Annotated in this window: 18 protein-coding genes and 2 pseudogenes; 7 read left to right on the top strand and 13 right to left on the bottom strand. The window is 59.8% G+C overall.

From position 1 onward, the window contains the following. Position 1: 1 nt before the first annotated feature. Genes LJX92_RS09835 through tssI form a run of 3 tightly spaced genes read right to left on the bottom strand, consistent with a single transcriptional unit; the run spans position 2 to position 3,619 of the window. Complete coding sequence (locus LJX92_RS09835; protein ID WP_228309676.1) at positions 2 to 763, bottom strand: hypothetical protein; 762 nt, start codon at positions 761 to 763, stop codon at positions 2 to 4. A gap of 4 nt (positions 764 to 767) precedes the next feature. Next, entirely contained in the window at positions 768 to 1,604 is an 837-nt protein-coding gene (locus tag LJX92_RS09830) for a DUF4123 domain-containing protein (protein WP_032876835.1), read from the bottom strand. Further along, positions 1,604 to 3,619: a type VI secretion system tip protein TssI/VgrG gene (gene tssI / locus LJX92_RS09825; protein WP_228309675.1), complete on the bottom strand. Its 2,016-nt coding sequence runs from the start codon at positions 3,617 to 3,619 to the stop codon at positions 1,604 to 1,606. The genes LJX92_RS09830 and tssI overlap by 1 nt, the downstream gene beginning before the upstream one ends. 596 nt (positions 3,620 to 4,215) lie before the next feature. Here tssI and LJX92_RS09820 point away from each other — a divergent pair. Next, positions 4,216 to 5,367, top strand: a complete 1,152-nt coding sequence (locus LJX92_RS09820) for an MFS transporter (protein ID WP_032876840.1) — start codon at positions 4,216 to 4,218, stop codon at positions 5,365 to 5,367. 9 nt (positions 5,368 to 5,376) lie between these two features. Here LJX92_RS09820 and LJX92_RS09815 read toward each other — a convergent pair whose 3' ends face one another. From LJX92_RS09815 to LJX92_RS09785, 7 genes and pseudogenes are all read right to left on the bottom strand, one after another. Next, entirely contained in the window at positions 5,377 to 6,039 is a 663-nt protein-coding gene (locus LJX92_RS09815; protein ID WP_228309674.1) for a type III secretion effector protein, read from the bottom strand. A gap of 419 nt (positions 6,040 to 6,458) precedes the next feature. After that, the gene (locus LJX92_RS09810; RefSeq protein WP_032876842.1) at positions 6,459 to 6,776 is read right to left on the bottom strand and encodes a hypothetical protein; all 318 of its coding nucleotides are present in this window, start codon (positions 6,774 to 6,776) and stop codon (positions 6,459 to 6,461) included. 140 nt (positions 6,777 to 6,916) lie between these two features. Continuing rightward, a complete protein-coding gene (locus LJX92_RS09805) occupies positions 6,917 to 7,981 on the bottom strand; it encodes a type III secretion effector protein (protein WP_228309673.1) in 1,065 nt (354 codons plus the stop codon). Positions 7,982 to 8,130: 149 nt separating this feature from the next. After that, a pseudogene (locus tag LJX92_RS09800) lies at positions 8,131 to 10,536 on the bottom strand (TonB-dependent siderophore receptor). 97 nt (positions 10,537 to 10,633) lie between these two features. Then, positions 10,634 to 11,584 (bottom strand): FecR family protein, encoded by a 951-nt coding sequence (locus tag LJX92_RS09795; RefSeq protein WP_228309672.1) that lies wholly within the window; start codon positions 11,582 to 11,584, stop codon positions 10,634 to 10,636. Between the two features lie 26 nt (positions 11,585 to 11,610). Then, complete coding sequence (locus tag LJX92_RS09790; RefSeq protein WP_228309671.1) at positions 11,611 to 12,108, bottom strand: sigma-70 family RNA polymerase sigma factor; 498 nt, start codon at positions 12,106 to 12,108, stop codon at positions 11,611 to 11,613. Positions 12,109 to 12,206: 98 nt separating this feature from the next. Further along, a complete protein-coding gene (locus LJX92_RS09785) occupies positions 12,207 to 12,581 on the bottom strand; it encodes a c-type cytochrome (protein ID WP_164699550.1) in 375 nt (124 codons plus the stop codon). A gap of 198 nt (positions 12,582 to 12,779) precedes the next feature. Here LJX92_RS09785 and LJX92_RS09780 point away from each other — a divergent pair, with 198 nt between their 5' ends. From LJX92_RS09780 to LJX92_RS09770, 3 genes are read left to right on the top strand one after another with little or no spacing between them, the layout of a single operon-like run. Then, a complete protein-coding gene (locus LJX92_RS09780) occupies positions 12,780 to 13,580 on the top strand; it encodes a glucose 1-dehydrogenase (RefSeq protein ID WP_103735428.1) in 801 nt (266 codons plus the stop codon). Next, on the top strand, positions 13,573 to 15,399 hold the full coding sequence (locus tag LJX92_RS09775; protein ID WP_228309669.1) for a glycoside hydrolase family 15 protein: 1,827 nt from the start codon (positions 13,573 to 13,575) through the stop codon (positions 15,397 to 15,399). Before LJX92_RS09780 ends, LJX92_RS09775 begins: the two co-directional genes overlap by 8 nt. Next, positions 15,387 to 16,298 (top strand): alpha/beta fold hydrolase, encoded by a 912-nt coding sequence (locus tag LJX92_RS09770; RefSeq protein WP_228309668.1) that lies wholly within the window; start codon positions 15,387 to 15,389, stop codon positions 16,296 to 16,298. Before LJX92_RS09775 ends, LJX92_RS09770 begins: the two co-directional genes overlap by 13 nt. Here the strand turns inward: LJX92_RS09770 and LJX92_RS09765 are convergent. Then, on the bottom strand, positions 16,284 to 17,252 hold the full coding sequence (locus LJX92_RS09765; RefSeq protein ID WP_228309667.1) for a GlxA family transcriptional regulator: 969 nt from the start codon (positions 17,250 to 17,252) through the stop codon (positions 16,284 to 16,286). The two genes, LJX92_RS09770 and LJX92_RS09765, sit on opposite strands and share 15 nt — an antisense overlap. 88 nt (positions 17,253 to 17,340) lie before the next feature. Between LJX92_RS09765 and LJX92_RS09760 the strand changes: the two genes are divergently transcribed. Further along, positions 17,341 to 18,021, top strand: coding sequence for a DJ-1/PfpI family protein (locus LJX92_RS09760; RefSeq protein WP_223019142.1), 681 nt, complete (start codon positions 17,341 to 17,343; stop codon positions 18,019 to 18,021). 74 nt (positions 18,022 to 18,095) lie between these two features. Here LJX92_RS09760 and LJX92_RS27085 read toward each other — a convergent pair whose 3' ends face one another. Further along, positions 18,096 to 18,182: a hypothetical protein gene (locus LJX92_RS27085; RefSeq protein WP_371920297.1), complete on the bottom strand. Its 87-nt coding sequence runs from the start codon at positions 18,180 to 18,182 to the stop codon at positions 18,096 to 18,098. A gap of 337 nt (positions 18,183 to 18,519) precedes the next feature. Then, positions 18,520 to 18,690, bottom strand: a pseudogene (locus LJX92_RS09755) (LysE family translocator); the annotation flags it as partial. A 130-nt stretch (positions 18,691 to 18,820) separates the two neighbouring features. On the opposite strand from LJX92_RS09755, the gene LJX92_RS09750 reads away from it, so the two are divergent. Together LJX92_RS09750 and LJX92_RS09745 are read left to right on the top strand one after the other, a co-directional pair. Continuing rightward, entirely contained in the window at positions 18,821 to 19,336 is a 516-nt protein-coding gene (locus LJX92_RS09750) for a sigma-70 family RNA polymerase sigma factor (protein WP_103735423.1), read from the top strand. Continuing rightward, complete coding sequence (locus LJX92_RS09745) at positions 19,323 to 20,273, top strand: FecR domain-containing protein (protein ID WP_228309666.1); 951 nt, start codon at positions 19,323 to 19,325, stop codon at positions 20,271 to 20,273. The genes LJX92_RS09750 and LJX92_RS09745 overlap by 14 nt, the downstream gene beginning before the upstream one ends. The last annotated feature ends 40 nt before the right edge of the window (positions 20,274 to 20,313 follow it).

Raw genomic sequence — 20,313 nt, 5'->3', positions numbered from 1 at the left:
ATCACTCACACGTTGGATAAATATTGCAGATGCGGCCATCCGGCATTTTGATTGGCTTGAAATCGGTGTTATTGCCATTGCAGTAAGCATCCAGATCGGCAAAATCTATACCCTTGCAGCGTTTCCACCCTCCTGGAACAGCGACCCAGTTATCGCCAAAAGCGGGGCGTTCCTCATCAGTCATCTTTAGCATCACCCTGAGGGTTCTCCCCCGCAGTTGATCGCGCTGTGCAGTTCCACCAACGCGTGTTGTCTGCAACTGTCCTAGCGAATTAACCGAACGGCACTGAAGGATTTTCCTGATTGCATGAAAGGGACCTACTGTTCGAAACAACCATTGACACTGACCTGATAGCTCCTTCACTCCTTTCTCCTGCATCCCAGGTATATCCAGATGATCGCTAATAGAGATATAGGCATCATCCCCTCCCACATCTGTATCCCGCGCGCCCCACTTCGCATAAAAACCAAACTCCACACTGCGCAGTACCAACGGGCAACCCTCTACCGTTTCAGCCAGCGGCAGTTCATAGCTAATCCTGCTCGCTACCGGTTTGTATTCCGTGAAAAAGACTTTTCGCTCTGGTCTCTTACCTCGACGCCTGGGTAAAACGCAGCTTTCACCCGTCGCAGGTCGGTAATTGGCAGCAGTTTTAAGTTCAAACTGGGCCGGCAAATCCACCTCCAATGTAAAACTATCCACCACCCGCCCCGCGCACCCCGGAATCCCCGCGCCCCCAAGAACAAGCAACACCACTGCCATCCACCTACTCACCGTTTCCCACCTCCCTGTGCCACTGCTCCACGACCCGTTCAAAATGCACTTCAGGTGTTTCCCCAGCCCGAGGCGGCCAATGAATAACGCTGCTTCGGATCGTCTCTTCCAACCGGCGCACCACCAGGAACGCCAACTGCTCGGGGCTGCGCCATTGCCAGGTCCGCGCCTGTTCCAGTATTTGGCTGAGCCAGACCTTGGGGTCCTGGAATTCGACCAATGCCGCCAGGTCCTCACTGTGCTCCGCGAGCAGATAACGCAGGATATTGGCGTGCAGGATGGCTTCGGCCTGTGGGTTTGGCGTATCCAGCCAGGGCGCTGGATCCGGTGCCGAATAATCGCCCGGAGCAGGGTTTTCGCTTTGGTGCCAGCGCCCTTCATGCCAATAGCACACGCTGACCAGCGGCCCGAGATAGACCGGCCAGTGCTCCTTTGATAGATGGAGCAAGGCGCGGGCCAGGGTGCGGTTGTCGTGAATACGATAGAGCGCCCGCTGCCCCGTCGGCCCCACCAGCAGCCTGTCGCGCCAATGTCGCGTTGCACCCGCCAAGTCGGCAGCGGATAGGCTAAAGAGCCATCCCCAGTTCGACTCGGGATGTTGCAGCAGGTCGATCAGTGCAGGCTCATTCATTTGTTCCAGCAATAGGATCAGCGGGCCAGAACTCGCCAACTGCGCCGCATCGGTCTCGCTGTAGAGCTTGCAATAACGCGACAGGTCGCGCCCTGCCAGCAGCGGTTGGCTAGCCTCATGACTCCCCTCAAGCATCAGGCATAGGTGGTAGCCTTGTTGCTGTTGTCGGGCCATCCATCGAGTGACCAGGCTGTCCATCAAGCTGCCCTCCCCGCAATATCGCACTGACCTTCGCGGCAGCATTCGCACAGGGGGCAAAAGTCCGCACCCAGTTTTTTAGCCAAATCCATGATGACGCCTTGCGCTGCAGAAACTTGCGCGCGGGCAACTGGCGGGGGCGTTACCGAGTGCGTTGCGGTCGGTAAACCGCCCAGGATGATGGGCCGGCTGCTGAAAATACCTCCGGCCTGAATCAGCAGGTGCTCTCCGCCAGCCTTCAGGCTCAGTTGCGCACCCGCATCAATCACCAGGTTGGCACCAGCCTTGAGATGAACCTGTTGCCCGGCCTCGATCACCAGGGTCTGAGCAACACGGGTCAGGCTATCGCCCTGTACGTCGAGGTGGTCATGCGCCTCGAGCACGACCTTGCGAGCACCGAGAATATGGCGACGCTCCTCACTCTCCAACCGAACCGTACTGGTTCCCCGAATGACTTCATGCCGTTCCCCTGCCACTTCCAGGCGGCTGTCATGCCCCACCCGTTGTTCCAGGTCACGCTGGGCGCGCAGGTAGATGAGCTCTTCGCCACTGCGGTCTTCCAGATGCAGCTCATTGCCACCGCTACCGCCTGGGGAGCTGCGGCTGCGCAGTACCGTGCGTGTCTTGTGCTGTGGCAAGGGGTAAGCCGGCAAGTGCGACGCATTGGGCAGGCAGCCGTTGACCAAAGGTTGGTCCGGGTCGCCTTCCAGGAAGCTCACCAGCACTTCCATGCCTACCCGGGGAATGACCAGCGCGCCAAATCCGTCACCGGCCCAGCCCGACGCCACCCGCAGCCAACAGCTGCTCGTATCGTCGTTTTTGTCCAGGCGATCCCAATGAAAGCGCACCTTCACCCGGCCATAGGCATCGCAATGCACGTCCTCTCCAACGGGCCCGGTTACCGTTGCGGTCTGGCTGCTACTGATCGTCGGCTTGGGGTGCTTGAGGGCCGGGCGATGCACTGCGCGCCAGGGGGTTGCAGTGAATCGGTTGCGATAGCCCTGAAACCCGCCGGCCTCGAATGCCGACTCTTCCAACACCTGCGGCTGGTAGCCCTCATGACACACCGACGTCAGCAACCATAAGTCATTGCACGCTGGATCCGGGTGACCGCACAGTTCAAGAAAGTGACCACTGCGTAACGCGGGTTGATCGCTTTTGCCCAACACCCGATGGCGATCACGCTGATGGCGCTCCAGGCCACGCCGCGCCAGTTGCGCCCCCCGGGCACGGCCGGTGAAACCACCGGGGCATTCATAGTCTTCCCATGGTTCTGCCGTTTTGGCACCGGCCTGTTCTTGCAGGCAAAACGAAGGATGCTCAAAGTCATAGTCTCGACGCACGGTTCGCTGACTGCGTGCCTGCAAACGCCGGTCGAAGCGCTGGACCACCCGGGTCTCGAGCGCCGGATCACCCGACGAGCAATAACGCTGCACCGCCAGCCGTCGAAATACCGTCTGGTCGTCACCGAATACCAGCAGATGGTTATCCACGCTGTGGCGAAAATGGTAGTGAATACCCTCCTCTTCACACAGCCGCTGGATAAAGTGCAGGTCGGATTCCCTGTACTGCACGCAAAACACCCGCGGTGGATACACCACCGGTCCAAGCTCGAAGGCATAGGCGTCGGCAAGGATCCCGTGGTGTTCAAGGACCGTTGCAATGATCTGCGGCACGCTGCGTTGCTGGAATATCCGCTGGTCGCGACGATGGGCAAGGCAGGCCAGGCGCGGGGCGAGGGTCAGGTGATAACGGGTGAGCCGCACGCCAGGGTCACCTCGACCGATGGCGTAGACCTGCCCATGCAGCCCCTGCTCCGCTTCGCCAAAGTCCAGATAGGCGGGTTGATGAAGCAGCGCCTCCAAATCGAAGGAAGGGTCTTCGCTGACCAGTTGCACATGTATGAAGTAAGGCTGATCGAGGGCTTCAGTGCCTTTGAATGCTACTACCTGAAAGTCTGTAGTTATGCCTGAAAGAACTAATTTGAAACGTGACGAAACAAACGCGTTAACCATCCTTTGTTACCCGCCATCAACTTTTCAACTGAACGACTCTCCCTCGCCAATACCGGGTGGATTGCGAAAAAAAGCACCTGAACAGACTAAAGCTTAGCGATTTCCGGCGCTTTTCGGCGCTTACCCAATAAAAAAGAAGTTTCGTACATCGAAGATGGAAGTGCCGCTTATAAAGCAAGACATACAGCCAATAAGACATCTAAGAACAACAAGAAAATTCTTACGCGATTTTATATCTGAATAACCAAGTTCCGAAGAAACAGCTGACATCTGCCCACCAACGTTATCGGACAGGGGAAGCGTATTACAGAACCTCCAACCTGTGGGAAGTGGTCTGGAAGGTGGTAATCCGTCGCAAGAAACCTGGGGTTCAGCCACCCTCACGAGGATTACACACCTTCCAGACCACCGCCTACAGGCTCGATCACTCCTGTGTGGTTATCAGCCACCAAAGCGTTCCGGCTTTGTAAAAATAATTTTCTCGATCCGTATTTTTGATTCCGAACGCGAAGGGAACCCGGCTCGCTCCAGAGGGCCTGATGTGCAAGGATGTGACACTGAACATCGCTCGATGAACGCAAAACCAAGGACTTTTCATGACTGCCATCCCCACCCCTGCGCCCGTAATTCCCGGGCGGCTGGAGCAGATGTCGACGCGCATCGCTTTCTTTATCGCCGGCTTCGGTATCGCCGCCTGGGCGCCCTTGGTGCCGTATGCCAAAGCGCGCGCAGATCTGAATGAAGGCACGCTTGGCCTGCTGCTGTTGTGCCTGGGAGTTGGCTCGATCATCGCGATGCCGGCAGCAGGCGCCTTGGCATCGCGCTACGGCTGCCGTCGCGTACTGACCGCAGGGACGCTCATGATCTGCCTGGCCCTGCCGATGCTGGCCACTGTCAGTTCGATCCCGTTGTTGATCGCAGGGTTGTTCCTGTTCGGCGCGGGCCTGGGCACCGTGGATTCCACCGTCAATCTGCAAGCGGTGATTGTCGAGCGCGCCAGTGGTAAAACCATGATGTCGGGCTTCCATGGTTTATTCAGCCTGGGGGGCATCGTCGGCGCAGCGGGGGTTGCCGGGTTGCTGGGCCTGGGCCTGTCGCCACTGCAGGCGACGCTGGTAGTGGTGGCTATCATGGTTGTGGCGCTGCTCAAGGCCGCACCGCACCTCCTGCCTTATGGCAGTGAAAGCTCCGGCCCGGCGTTTGCGGTGCCCCATGGTGTGGTGTTGTTCATCGGTTGCCTGTGTTTCATCGTGTTCCTGGCCGAAGGTGCCGTGCTGGATTGGAGTGCGGTATTCCTCAGTGCCGAGCGCGGCCTGGATGAAGCTTACGCCGGCCTTGGCTACGCGGCATTTGCCTTGACCATGACCGCTGGGCGTTTGACCGGTGATGCCATTGTCCGACGCCTGGGGGCAACGCGAGTGATCGTGATCGGGGGCACCTTGGCGTGTGTCGGCCTGCTCATCGCGACGCTATTACCAGCCTGGGAAACTGCATTGCTTGGATACGCATTGGTGGGTGCCGGGTGTTCGAATATCGTGCCGGTGCTGTACACCGCCGTCGGCAAACAAAAGGTCATGCCGGAGCATATTGCGGTGCCGGCCATCACCACGCTCGGTTATGCCGGCATTCTCGCCGGCCCTGCGGTAATCGGCTTTATCGCCCATGGCAGCAGCCTGAGTACCGCCTTTGTATTGATTGCGGTGTTGCTGGCGGCCGTGGCCATCAGCGGCAAAATCCTCAAGGTATAGGCCCGGCAGTCAGCGCGCTTTGCGAGCATCGTCCTGCTCCCGCCAGCGCTCGAGGCTTTTGTTGCTCAACCACCCCTCTTTGTGGGGTGGGCCAAACAGTCGTGTGCCGTTGGCACGTTCCAATGAAGGCAGCAAACCTGGGCGTTCGATAATGTTCTTCGCCGTGTAGACACACAACTCACTGTATTGGGGCCTGGGCATGCCGGTAGACGTGTCCAGTACAGGGCTGCCCTTCTGATCAACTTCGTAAGGGTCCTGCATGACCGCCTTGAGCTTGGCAATCTCAACGTACTGGTGTTGTTCGAACAGGAAGGTGCGATCCATTGTCTTGTCTCTCAACTGTTCAAACTGGCTTTGCAGCGCTTGCACCACTTGCGCGTTGCCATGGGTATGAAACGGATCCTGGCTGAACACACTCGCCGAGCTGTTGCCATGCAAAGCCTGGGCTGCCGCACTGAGGCTGTCACGCGTGATATCGCCGTCGCGGCTGAAGATGGTGTCGCTTAACCGCGCACGCTTGAGAATTTCCCTGACGACCTGAATGGCGCCGTCCAGTGCCTCGTTTTCACCCATGGGTTGAGCGGCGATCCGCTGCAATGACATCCAGGTCAAGCGCCCCTCATTAAGGAAGGGGTGCAACAGGCCAAAGGCTTTTTCAAGGGCCTTTGCCAATTGCTTGTCCGTTGAAGTTTCACCCGGCAGGGAACTGCTCGCCCGTTCAGCGGGGAAGTTCTGTAGGTCTCGATGACTTAGAGCGGATAACGTTCCGCGCAAAAGAGTGGGCTGGCGAGAGATCCCTCGCTCCGGCACGGAAGAAGCTTCCTGCCAAGTGACCGGTGATAGCGTCGTTGCTCGCGCAGCTGACCCGCCAGGGGCGAGAGGCCGACCGGGAGGTAGTACACCCTCGATTTTCATGGGTTTTCTCCAACTCTATTCAGATGCATATCCGCTTGGTGACCTGTGTCGGAATGACAAGATCAACGAATGGATTCCACTCGGACAAGCACCTCATGTGTGGTTGGAGGGAGACGGCAGTTCCGGATGAGCAGCGAATACCAATGACAATATGTAAAAGCCCAGGCAAGGCAGCATCAACCTGACTTTCGACTACGCCACCACGTCGCCAGGCTATTGATCAGCCCGGTGCTTTTCAGTGAATCAGCGCGGGCCACTGGGACCTGGCGGTCAGCCAACATGCCCCGGGAAAAATCATCCGCAACGGGCGCCTGAAATTTTCGCTCGCCGGCAAACGCTTTCATGCGGCGGGCTTGGGCCACATATTCCTGCGCGGCAGTGGGCATACCTTCTGATACTCCGCCCTTCTCGGACAGCGCAGGGTTTACTTGCTGGGTGTTTTGCAGAAGTTCAAGGCGGCAGGATTGGGAGGAATTAAACGAAGTTGAAGTCATGTGTTTTCCCTCAGGCGAAATCTGAAAAGCAGTGGGCCAATGCACCACCGCAGTTACCACCTATGTGGCAAATAAGCGTAAGCCGTTCCTTAAATGATTGAATCAGGCGCCGTTTTCGCAGCACAGCGCCTGAAGGCGGGTTATTGCGACAGTAAGGCCAATGCTTTGCGACGGATCTTTCCATCACCGTCGGCACTGACGAGGTTATCCAACAGTTTGAGCAGGTCGCCCCGTTTCATGACTGCCTGGGCCAATTGGATCAGGTGATCCTTGGCTGCATCGCCTGTGAGCTCCTGACTTGCGAGTTTCCTCAAGTCTTTGAATTTCAGGTGTGGCCCGCCGCTCCCATCCTTGAGTTCATCGAAATGCTCGAGCATTTCAGCGGCCAATTCCTTGTCAGTCTTGTACTTGAAGTAGTTATCTCCCTGGATAACCGCGTTCAGGCTTTTCCAATCAATAAGATCATTCAACGCACCGGTGCGACCGTCCCGGTCAAGCGCCGCCATCAGCTCCGGACGTCGCAGCAGCTCATTGGCCAAGCGGGCGTTTTCCCTCATGACCGGGTTAGGTGACCATCCTCGTTTCGCCATCGCAAGAATGCTGTCAACGCTGATAGACCCAGGGTTATTTGGATCTCTAAACGCGTTGAAGCTGTCGCGCAATTGCTGCGCCAACTCTTCGTTACTCTTTAATGAGTATTGCGGATCCGGCCTGCCGGGGGCGACCGGATAAGGCCTACCCCCTGCAGTAGGGTCGGGGCGCGGCGGTGGATTGCTTGCCCCGGGGTTGGGCCTTGGCGGCGGGTTGCTGCAGCCCGGATGCATGGGCGGCCGATGCCCCAGGAACCAATGACTGAGCCAGCGCTTGAGTTGGCTCAGTAAGTGATGCAGCCCGGGAGGGTTGTGTTGATGGCCAAGCACATCAGCCGCGGTTGTTGCCGGCTGATGGTGATCGAACACCGGCCCGGCCTTGTTTTGCGTGGTCGGGAAGTTGACATGGGCAGCACGCTGATCATTGAAAGAAGGCGCAGCAGGTGCCTCGCGAGTGTTTTTGACGACAGCCTTGCCAGTGACTTGTGAACGGTCTGGCGTTGTTGAAGCAGAGACGGATGTATCCATCGATACAGACATAGGTTTCTCCATTGCAGTAGGCGCGATTTCAGCTTGTCGCTCCAACGCAGTGTCGAAGCCCATCAGCTTTCCCATGTGTGGTTTTGTGTCGGAAACAGTTCCTGACGCAGCAACAATACGTGCTTTGACGGTGTAGGAAACAGATCAGGCAGGCTTGCATTACGCCGGGCGCGGGCAAAAAAAATCGCAACCCTTGGGCTGCGATTATTGCCATCAACCGAAGATCAGAATCCAACGCTTGCCTGTACGAAGAACGTGCGCGGCTCGCCCAGGTATATCCCGGCGTTATTGTCGCTGGAGCGTGTGTAATGTTGCTGGTCGAAGAGGTTTTTCACCCCCACGCCAAGTTTCAGGTTCGACAGTTGCGCACCGAAGTCATAACCGCTGCGCACGTTGACCGAAACATAACCCGGAATATCACCGTACTGGCCGTCAGCGGTGCCTTGGGTGATATAGGTGGTGCCGGTGCCTGGCGCACGCTGGCCAGACTGAGCATAGACGTCCAGGTTGTGCGTCCAGTGATTGACATCGTAACGCAGGCCCAGGGTCGCCACTTCACGGGAATACAGCGGCAGATCGCGGCCCTTGAACGGTACGTCGCCCTCGGAGGTGGCCTTGGTGTAGGTAAAGCCGGCGTTGGCGGTCAGACCGTCGAGGCGCGGGTCAAGATTGGACAGGTCGTAGTGGGCCGACGCTTCGATACCGGCGTGCTTGGTGGCGCCGAGGTTGGTCCAGCCTACGTCATTGCTGACGTATTGCAGTTCATCCGAGAAGTCGATGTAGAACAGCGTCACTTCGCCGCCCCAGATGCTGTCGTTGTAGCGCGTCCCGATCTCGTAGGTCTTGGCTTTTTCCGGGTTCAGACCGTTGGCGGTCTGGTTGCCGGTACCACCCTGCCCCAACTGGAAATACTGCAAGCTGCCGAAGGAGGTTTCGTAGTTGGCGAACAGTTTCCATGCGTCGCTGACGTGGTACATCACGCTCAGGGCCGGTAGCGGTTCATTGTTGTGAATCTCGCGGCGTTTTTCCTCGGTACGCTTGCCGTTCAAGGCCACTACCGGGCGGTCATGCCATTCGGTGCGGATGTCTTCAAAGCGGATGCCCGGCGTGATGGTCCACTGGCCGATGTCGATTTTGTTGTCGATGTAGAAAGCGCTGGCTTCGGTGCCGCCGGTGCGGTCTTGATAAACGTGGCCGTCGCTCTGCCCACCTGGCGTGGGTACGTTGTTGACCAGGTTAAGGCTGGTGGCCTGCTCGTGCATGCCTTCCTTCAAGTAGCGGTAGCCAACGCTGACTTCCTACGTGCTGGGGCCCACATCGAACACATGGGACACCCGTGGCTCGATGCCGAAGGTGTAGTAGGTGCGTGGGTAGGAACTGAGGGTTTTCAGATCGCGGTTGGCGATGTTGCTGCCTCGGAAGCTGTCGGAATAGTAGGTCAGCACTTCAGCCTGGGTACGGTCGTCAATCTGGCGGATGTACTTGAAGGACACGTCCTTGCGGCGGCCGCTGAAGTTGTCCCAGTCGCGCACCGACTGGTACGGGTTGGCGTCAAACTGCTCCTGGGTCAGGCCGCCGGGCATGTCGGCGCTGGCATCGTAATAGTGGAAGTTGAGCGAGAAGTCGTCTTGATCGGTCGGCGCCCAGTGGGTCTTGAAGATTACATCGTCAATGTCGTTGGAATTGTTGCTGTTGCGATAGCCGTTGCCATTGACCCCGGAGTACAGCAGCGCGGCGCCGATGCCGTTGTCGGCGGTGCCGCCGATAAACGCATTTTCGACGTGCTTCCAGCCACCGTGGGCGGACGTTTGCAGGGTAGTGCCGACTTCCCCGGAGAATTTTTCCGGGATGGCGCGGGTCACGAAATTGATCACGCCGCCGACGTTCTGCGGGCCATAGCGCACGGACCCGGCACCACGCACGACGTCGATGCTGTCAAGGTTACCGGCGGAAATGGGCGCCATCGACAGTTGCGGCTGGCCGTACGGGGCGAAGGCTGCCGGTACGCCGTCAATCAGCACGGTGGAGCGTGGCGACAGGCGTGAGGTCAAGCCGCGTACGCCGACGTTGAGAGAAATATCGCTGCCCCCGGTGCCATTGGATTCCTGTACCTGCACGCCAGGCACGCGGCGCAATACGTCGCCGACGTTCATCGCGCCCTGCTCCACCATGGCTTCGCGGCGCACCACCGTGCGTGCACCCGCATGGTTTTGCACCACGGCGGCATCGGCATCGCCGAGCCAGTCGCCCACCACCTTGATGTCGGTGACGCCCAGTTCCAGCGGCGAGCCAGCTTCGCCAGTGCCGGAGCTCAGCGTGCGCAAGGTTACGGAGCCTGCGTCGATCTGGTAATCCAGCCCACTGCCTTCCAGCAATTGGCGCAGGGCTTGTTCAGGCGAGAGGTTGCCATCCACTGCTGGGGCTTGCTTGCCGGCGACCATGTCGGGGCTGAAGAACACTTGCAGGGAGGTCTGCTGGCCCAGTTGGCTCAAGGCTGCACCCAGGGGCTGGGCGCGAATATGAACGCCTTCGCCAGCCTGTGCGGCAGGCAGCGCGATGCTGACTGCGATAGCCAGGGCGAGAGGCGCCCAGCGGGAGGTTTTATTGTTGTGGAGGGCGAGTTTTTTCACGTCGAACCTAGTCCTGTGATCGCAAAAGTGTGCGGCTGTTAATGCAAACCAGTTGCAGTTGCAGGAGAAGACGAACAATGCGAAAAAAACCTGAATGTCAGCGTGAAATAATTTCCTGGCTGCCGTCCGGCAAAGTGCGCAAGGCAACCGGCAGAATATGTGGCAAGGCTTTGAGCAAGGCGTCGGTGTCACTGGCGTTGAACACGCTGGTCAGACGCAGGTTGCCCACCGCTGCCGTGGTGATGCGCAACGGTTGCTCGCGATAGCGCGACACTTCCCGCACCACTTCGGCCAGGCTAGCGTTGTTGAACACCAGTTTGCCGGTGCGCCATGCGGTCAGCTCTTCAGGGTTTACGGCATAGGCCGCAGCCACTTCGCCCTGAGTATCGACATGAGTGCCCCGGCCGGCGGTGAGCGTCACGACTTGAGCCGACGCTCGTCCCTGCACCTTGACGGTGCCGGTCTCGACCACCACGCGGGTGCGGTCGTCATCGCGACGCACATCGAAGCGTGTGCCGGTGACCGTCACCTGCCCTGCCCCGGCGGCCACCACGAACGGGCGACTGACGTCGTGCTCGACACTGAACATCGCCTCACCCTGCTTGAGCTCAATGCCCCGCCGACCTTTTTCGTAGTGAACCGCAACCACACTGCGGCTGTTGAGGTCCATCACAGAACCGTCGGGCAAGGCCACCTGGCGCTGCTCGCCCACCCGGGTAGTGAACTCGGCGCTGTAGGGCTTGGACTGGCCCAGCCCGCTGAACAAACCCAGGCCCACGGCAATGGCAACCACACCGGCCGCTACCGCATAGCGCAACACCGCCCCACCCCTGGGGCGCTCGGCCGGCGCATCGCACAAAGCCTGCAAACGGGGTTGGGGCAGCAGATCCGTGGCGCTCCAAAGCCCTTGCAGCACATCGAATTCATATTGGTGTTCGGGCTGCTCGGCACGCCAGGCCTCGAAACGTTGCCGTTCTTCGGCGTTCAACGGGCCGTCTTGCAGGCGCACAAACCATTGCGCCGCTTCGTCACGGACACGCTTATCCATCGTGGAAGATCCTGTTTCAAAGCGGGTCATGGCGCCATTGCATCCAGGCGGTCACGCAGATGCCGCAGGGTGCGGATCATATACTTCTCCACCATGTTTTTAGACAGCCCCAGCCGCACGGCGATTTCCTGTTGGGTGAGCCCCTCGATTTTCTGCCAGATAAAAATCTTGCGACAGTTGAGCGGCAACTCGACCAGGGCCCGCTCGATGGAGTCGGCCAACTGAATCGCGTGCATGTAATGCTCCGGATCGCCGCTGTGGGGGGCTTGATCAACGGCCTGCAACGTCAACGCCTCGCGGCGCTCTTCGCGCCGGTAGGCGTCCACCGCGATATTGCGCGCGGTTTGATGCAGGTAGGCGCGTGGTTGTGCAACCTCGCTGGCGTCGGACTCAAGCACTCGCACAAAAGTGTCGTGGGTCAGGTCCTCGGCTTGCTGACGGTTCCTCAAGCGGCGCGTCCAGGTGCCGATCAACTCTTCGTAGTGCTCGAAAAAGCCTGTTCTGCGGGGAGGCTGAGGAATCATCGCGAAGGCACTGAGGAGGCGGGGCGTGAATAGTAATGCTTCCTATTAAGTGGGGCAATTGCTGTCCATCGCCGGTACGCCCGCCGCACTCAAACCCCTCAACTTTTTGAAATCACGCTACTCATGTATTGATGCAGATCGCGGAAATCCTGAACGCTCCACGCGTGCGGCGCTATCTTCACACCGTTGTCCTTCAACGTTTTTGGAATCAGGTTGCCATTTGGGCGAAGTATTATCGACGAGACGATCACGCCCGGATAATCATGCAGCCGCTGTTTGAACGCGGCGGTTGTAAGGTCAGGCGTGGGGGGATTGCTTTTTTTAGCCAATGGCCCGGTGGCCTTTATATCGGGTCCATGGCACACGCCGCATCGCTGTAGATAGAGCGTTTTTCCATTGCTGTTTTCCGCAACAGCCAATGATGTCTGAGCCAGTGATAAAACGGCTGATAAGCCAATGAGTAAACTTTTCATCCTTGGGGTGCGTGTCGACATACACATTCCTTTGCTCCATCCCTTACCTTTTGTTTTCAGCATATTACGATAAACCTTTGCCTTGCGCCCCGGCGCTACACCTGCGGCCCGCGGTCTAGGCGTAAAAGCCGTGCGGTGAACTTCCGCTCCCCGCCGCCAGTCAGCTGAAAGGACTCGGATAAACACAGTGGGTGGGCGATGCAGATTTCCTTGCAGCAACAAGTGGCTCTGGTCACCGGCGCCAGTTCCGGTATCGGTGCTGGCGCAGCCAAAGCCCTGGCCGACGCGGGCGCGGCAGTGGTGCTTAACTACAACTCCCAGGCGGCCCCCGCCGAGGCCCTTGCCGCACAGATCAATGCCAACGGCGGTCGGGCGCTTGCCATCGGTGGCGATGTGTCCAAGGAGGCCGATGTCGAGCGCCTGTTCGCGCAGACCCTCGATGCCTTCGGCCACCTGGATATTCTGGTGGCCAACTCCGGCCTGCAAAAAGACGCCAACCTGGTCGACATGAGCCTTGAGGACTGGAACACCGTGATCGGTGTCAACCTCACCGGGCAGTTCCTCTGTGCCCGAGCGGCGGTACGTATCTTCAATCGTCAGGGCGTTCGTGAGGGGGTGTCACGAGCGGCCGGCAAAATCATCCATATGAGTTCGGTGCATCAAGTCATTCCGTGGGCCGGGCATGTGAATTATGCAGCGTCCAAGGGCGGCGTGGAGATGCTGATGCGCACCCTCGCCCAGGAAGTCAGCGAGCAACGTATCCGCATCAACGGCGTTGCGCCGGGGGCGATTCGCACGGCGATCAACCGCGCAGCCACTGAAGGCGCTGCGGAGAAAGAGTTGCTCAAATTGATTCCTTACGGTCGCGTCGGCGATGTAGAAGATGTGGCCAATGCAGTGGTGTGGCTGGCCAGTGATGCTTCTGATTACGTGGTCGGCAGCACGCTGTTCATCGATGGTGGCATGAGCCTTTACCCGGAGTTTCGCGGCAATGGTTGATCTGAAAAAAGAACCCCAAAGCGCCATCGATGCCCACGGCATCATCGGCGACATGCGCAGTGCCGCACTGGTAAACGACCGCGGCAGCATCGATTTTTTCTGCTGGCCGGAATTCGACAGCCCGTCGATCTTCTGCGCACTGCTCGACACGCCCGACGCCGGCACCTTCCAGCTTACCCCGGACCTGCCCAACGCCCGCCGCGAACAGATCTACCTGCCTGACACCAACGTGCTGCAAACACGCTGGCTCAGCGACGCGGCGGTGGTAGAAGTCACCGACCTGCTGGCGGTCAGCGAAGAGGTCGACGAGCTGCCTTTGCTGATTCGCCGAGTACGGGTGGTCAGCGGCCGGGCCAACCTGCACCTGCGTTGCGCCGTGCGCCACGACTACGCCCGTGCCAAGACCCACACCACAGCCGATGACAGCGGCGTGCTGTTCAGCGCCGACGGTCAGCCCGGCCTGCGCCTGGTAGGCAGCCACCCGCTGACCCTCGAAGAAAATGCAGTCGTATCCCGCTTCACCCTGGCCCAGGACGAGGGCGCCGAATTTGTGCTCGGCGGCCAGGATGATCCGCGGGTGGTCAACAACTGCACGGACCTGTACCTGGAACGCACCCTCAAGTTCTGGCGCGGCTGGATCTCCCAGTCCAATTACCGAGGGCGCTGGCGCGAAATGGTCAACCGCTCAGCCTTGGCGTTGAAGCTTTTGACCTCGCGCACGCACGGCGCAATCATCGCCGCCGCCACCTTCGGCCTGCCGGAAAGCCCCGGCGGCGAGCGCAACTGGGATTACCGCTATACCTGGATACGCGATGCGTCGTTTACCGTCTACGCGTTCATGCGCCTGGGGTTTGTCGAGGAAGCCAACGCCTATATGCGCTGGCTCAAAGGCAGAGTCAGCGACTGCTGCGGCCAGCCGACCAAAATCAATATTCTCTACGGCATCGACGGTCGCCAGGAGTTGCCGGAAACCACACTCGATCATTTGCGCGGCCACGGCGGCGCCCAGCCGGTGCGCGTGGGCAACGAAGCGTTCGACCAGATCCAGCTGGATATCTACGGCGAACTGATGGACGCGGTGTATCTGGTCAACAAGTACGGCGAAGCCATTTCCCACGAAGGCTGGAAACATACGGTGGAAGTGGTCGACCAAGTGTGTGAGATCTGGAACCGCAAAGACGTAGGTATCTGGGAAATGCGCGGCGAGCAACACCACTTTCTGCACTCGCGCCTGATGTGCTGGGTGGCCTTGGACCGTGCTATTCGCCTCGCCTCCAAACGCTCGCTGCCCGCCCCATTCGCGCGCTGGGACCAGACACGCCAGGCTATCTACGCCGACATCTGGAGCAACTTTTGGAACGAAGAACGCGGGCATTTCGTCCAGCATATCGGCAGTACGGCGCTGGACGGCTCGATGCTGTTGATGCCGCTGGTGCGCTTCGTTGCGGCCACCGACCCGCGCTGGCTGGCGACGCTGGAAGCGATCCAGAAAAGCCTGGTGCGCGACGGCATGGTCTACCGCTACCGCAATGACGACAGCCAGATCGACGGGCTGCAAGGCACAGAAGGCGCATTTGCCGCCTGCTCGTTCTGGTACGTCGAATGCCTGGCCCGCGCCGGGCAAGTGGAAAAGGCCCACCTGGAATTCGAACAGCTGCTGCGCTACGCCAACCCGCTGGGACTGTACGCCGAAGAATTCGACAGCCAGGCTCGGCACTTGGGCAACACACCTCAGGCGTTGAGCCACTTGGCATTGATCAGTGCGGCAACGTTCCTGGACCGCAAACTCAGTGGGGAGAAGACTGTATGGCAACCCTGACGTCCCCTGCCCCGTTGTTGTACGTGCGCACGTCCATGCTAGACGTGGCTTATGAAACCCACGGCCCTATCGCAGGCGAGCCGGTGATCCTGCTGCATGGGTTCCCTTATGACCCTCGCGGTTATGACGAAATCGCGCCGGTGCTGGCCGAGCGTGGTTATCGGGTGTTGGTCCCCTATTTGCGCGGTTATGGCCCGACGCGGTTTATCAACGACCAGGTCATGCGCTCCGGCCAACAGGCGGCGTTGGCCAAGGACCTGCTGGATTTCATGGATGCGCTGTCCATTAAGCAGGCCACGCTCGCCGGGTATGACTGGGGTGGGCGCGCGGCGTGTATTGTCGCGGCGCTATGGCCCGAGCGGGTACGCGGCTTGGTGACGGGGGACGGTTACAACATCCAGGACATCGCCAAGTCCCTTGAGCCTCGGGCACCGGAAACCGAGCATCGATTGTGGTACCAGTATTACTTCCACACCCAGCGTGGGGTCGACGGTTTGACCGCCAATCGACAAGAGCTGTGTGAGTTGTTATGGCGGCTTTGGTCGCCGACCTGGCGTGAAGGGCCAAGTCTGTATGGCAAGACTGCGCCGTCATTTGATAACCCGGACTTTGTCGCGGTGGTGATTCACTCTTACCGCCATCGTTTCATGTATGCGCCGGGTGATCCCGCGCTGGAATCCATTGAGCAGGCATTGGTAAAGCAACCGGCGATAACGGTGCCCAGCATTTCGTTATGCGGGGCCGACGACGGTGTGGGCCCGCCATCGCTTGAGGATGACGATGTGGATCACTTCAGCGGTTTTTATCGCCGACTGGTTTTGCCAGGCATTGGTCATAATGTTTTCCAGGAAGCGCCCCAGGTCACGCTTGAAGCATTGCTGGAACTACTGGAGCGGTGAAAAACGCTCCCGGTAAGCTTGAGGCGTCACTGACAAGGCCCGCACAAAGCTGCGGCGCAAAGTCTCCTCACAGCCAAAACCGCACTGCATGGCGATACGTTTGATGGAGGTCGTGCTGTCTGCCAATTGCCGGCGCGCGGTTTCGACACGGATCAGTTCCACGGCCCGTGCCGGGGTCTGGCCGGTCTCGGCGCGGTAATGGCGCACAAAGCTACGCTCGCTCATGCCAGCCTGGGCTGCCAGGGTGGCGATGTTCAGATCCAGCGTCAGATGGTCGGCGATCCAAGCGTGCAGGTCGGCAAAGCGGCTGTCGCTCTTTTGCAGGGATAACGTCACGCTAAATTGCGACTGACCGCCAGGGCGCTTGAGGAACACCACCAAGTGGCGGGCCACTTCCAAGGCAATGCCGCGCCCCAGGTCATCCTCTACCAGGGCCAGGCACAGGTCGATCCCGGCGGTCACACCAGCAGACGTCCATACCGCGCCCTGCTGGATGAAAATCGGATTGGCCTCCACTGTGAGCGCGGGAAACTTGCGCGCCAGTTCTTCACACCGCGTCCAGTGCGTGGCCACGCGGCAACCATCGAGCAAACCGCTGGCGGCCAGCAGAAAGGCCCCGGTGCACACCGAAGCCATGCGCCGGGTGTGCCGGGATTTATCGCGCACCCATTGCACCAGTGTCGGGTCTTCGGCGGCAGCGTACACGCCCCAGCCACCGGCGATCACCAGGGTATCGCAAGGCGCGTCGATGGCGGGCAGCGGTTCAGCCAGCAGCGCCAGGCCGGCAGAAGTCCTCACCGGTTCAGGCTGAGCGGCGATCACATTCACCGCGTAGGGCAACGGTAAACCACGTTGGCGCAACAGGTCATTAGCCGACGCAAATACTTGCAGAGGCCCGGTGACATCGAGCACCTGGGCATTTTCAAAAGCGAGTACATGAATAATCTTGGGCATGATTGGCGTGATTAGTGGGCTCAATGGCGTACCCGCCAAAGCCTAGGCTTCTACAGTGCGGTCGTCCATTTCTTTCGGAGCTTGCACCATGACCTTGCAGATCGGCTTTCTGTTGTTCCCCGGCATCCAGCAACTGGACCTGACCGGCCCCTATGATGTCCTCGGTTCGCTGCCAGACGTGAAGCTGCACCTTGTGTGGAAAGACCTCGCGCCGATCACCTCCAGCACTGGCCTGGTGTTCACGCCGACCATTACTTACGCCGACTGCCCGAACCTGGATGTGCTCTGCGTACCCGGTGGCGCCGGTGTGGGCCCGTTGATGGAAGACCCGCAAACCCTGGATTTTCTCAAGGCCCAGGCACAGACAGTGCGCTACCTGACCTCGGTGTGCACCGGCTCATTGGTATTGGGCGCGGCAGGGCTGCTGCGCGGTCGCAAGGCCACGACCCACTGGGCCTACCACCACCTGCTCGCCCCGCTCGGTGCTGTTCCCGTGCACGAGCGCGTGGTGCGTGACGGCAACCTGTTTACCGGCGGCGGGATCACCGCCGGCATCGACTTTGCCCTGACCCTGGCCGCAGAGTTGTACAGCGAAGCGGCGGCGCAACTGGTGCAACTGCAGATCGAATATGCGCCGGCCCCACCGTTTGACTCCGGCCGCCCGGAGACTGCGCCCCGATATGTACTGGAGGAAGCCAACAAGCGCACGGTGGAGTCACGCAGAGTGCGTGGGGAGATTGTGGCGCGGGCGGCTGCACGGTTGGGTTGAATGTTCATCCGTGGCGAGGGAGCAATCTCCCTCGCCACAGTACAGCGCTGTTTCTTAACTGACAGGCATCGCCGTTACTGCGCTCGCGTCTCGCCGCCTCCCTCTACTACCCGATCAACCAGCAACTGAACGCCCTCTACCATCCGGCAAATCCCCAACACCACACTGCGTTGCGAACCTTCAACCTGTACGGACCGGACACGCTGTTCAAAAGTGAGCCGCTGTCAGGGCGGAACCCTAAGTGGCCGTTACCGCAGGAATGGATATGTACTCGGTATGACTGTGTCGGCTGTCAGGCCGCCTTCGCGAGCAAGCCCGCTCCACATTTGGATCGCGGGGTGTCAGGTAGAGAAGCATCGCCTGTCAGGCCGCCATCGCAGGCAAGCCAGCTCCCACAATTGGATTGCGAGGTGTCAGGTAAATGAGCATCGACTGGCAGGCCGTTACGGGAGCAAGCTCCCTCGCCACACAGAAACCTGCTTGGCTTCCCGCGTGTCGTCAGGCAGGACGCGACATCACCGCCAAGCGCACGGCCAACGCCATCAGCACCGCCGCCAAACCCCACTTCTGCAGCCAGGCGCTTTTGGTGCGTTTGGCGAAGAAGCGGCTGAGCCCCCCGCCAAACATGCCCAGCAGCACGTGAAACACACTCGCGATCAGCGTCAGCACGGCGCTCGCAGGCTCTACAAAAATTGTGCTGGATACATTACTGACGCAGCAAACCAGTGATTGCTGAATGCCACAACCAACGTCTAGAATGCGAAACATTATCAATTAAGCCTGCTGCGCCAGGATGACCATGTCGAGCGATCACCCACTGGACCATGCCGCCATCGGCCAGCTATACCAAGCCCACCACTCCTGGCTGCGCGGCTGGTTGAGCCGACGCACCGGCTGCCGTGAACACGCCGCTGACCTGGCGCAGGAAACCTTTGTGCGCCTGCTCAACGCGCGCAAGCAACAAACCCTGCAGCAGCCGCGTGCTTACTTGAGCAGCATCGCGCGCAGTTTGATGATCGACCAATACCGACGCCGCGAACTGGAACGTGCCTACCTGGAAAGCCTGGCGCACTTTCCTCAAGTCGAGGTGCCGAGCGAAGAAACCCGCCTGCTGATCCTCGACAGCCTGGCGCGCATCGACCGTTTGCTCGACCAGCTCAAGCCACGGGTGCGCGAGGCGTTTCTGTTGGCCCAACTGGACGGCCTGACCTGCGCGCAAATCGCCCTGCGCCTGGACGTGTCCAAGGCCACGGTGGAGCGTGATCTGTCCAAGGCGCTGCACGCCTGCTATCGGTTACGTTATGCCGAATGCTGATCCGCGCCTGGTGGACCAGGCCATCCAGTGGATGATCAAGCTGCGCTTCAACACCGCTGACGACGCCAGCACGGCGGCCTTTGAGCAGTGGCTGCACACCAGCGCCGCGCATCAACTGGCGTGGCAGCGCGTGGCGACCATGAATGACGACTTCACCCAACTGCCGGCGCATGTCAGTCGCCATGCCCTCGATGGCGCGCGCCAACGTATCAGTCGGCGTGAAGGCTTGAAGCTGCTGGGCTTGTTTGCCGGCGCCGCCGGGTTGGCCTGGCTGGGTCGCGGCTACACGCCCCTGCCCGCCCTGATGGCGGACTACCGCACGGCCACCGGCGAGCGGCGCTGGGTGGCGTTGAACGATGGCAGCAAGGTCCAGCTCAACAGCGCCAGTGCCATCGATATCACCCTGAATGCCGACCGGCGTCTGGTGAACCTGCGTCAGGGTGAAGTGTTGGTCAATACCGGCGCTGACAACCGTCCGTTCTGGGTGCACACCCGCGATGGTTACCTGCGCACCCTCGGCACGCGCTTTGTGGTACGTGAAGAAGCCCAAGGCACGCTGCTGGCTGTGCAGCAGGGTGCGGTCGCGGTGTATGCCGACAGCCATGACGCCAGCGCACGCCAAATGATCAAGCCGGGCGAACAGGTGCTGTTCAACCGTAGCGGCATTCGCCCTTCTCCCACCAATGGCCTGGATCCCTGGGCCTGGAGCGACGGCGTCATCAGCGCCCACAATATGCGCCTTGACGACTTCCTGGCCGAACTGGGCCGCTACCGCAACGGCTTGCTCCGTTGCAGCGAAGCCGTCGCGGGGCTGCGGGTTTCGGGCACCTATCAACTGGAAGACACCGATCAGGTACTCAAGCTGGTGGCGCAATCGTTGTCGATCAATGTGACCTACCGCAGCCCCTATTGGGTGACCGTCTCCGCTCGGGTTTGAGCGGCCGAAAATAAATGAGGTGAATTCTCATTGCCATTCG

It is taken from the genome of Pseudomonas sp. HN8-3 (assembly GCF_020790195.1).
Classification (GTDB): Bacteria; Pseudomonadota; Gammaproteobacteria; order Pseudomonadales; family Pseudomonadaceae; genus Aquipseudomonas; species Aquipseudomonas synxantha_A.
The sequence above is the reverse complement of the archived record's forward strand: the minus strand, read 5'-3'. Positions and strand labels throughout refer to the sequence as shown.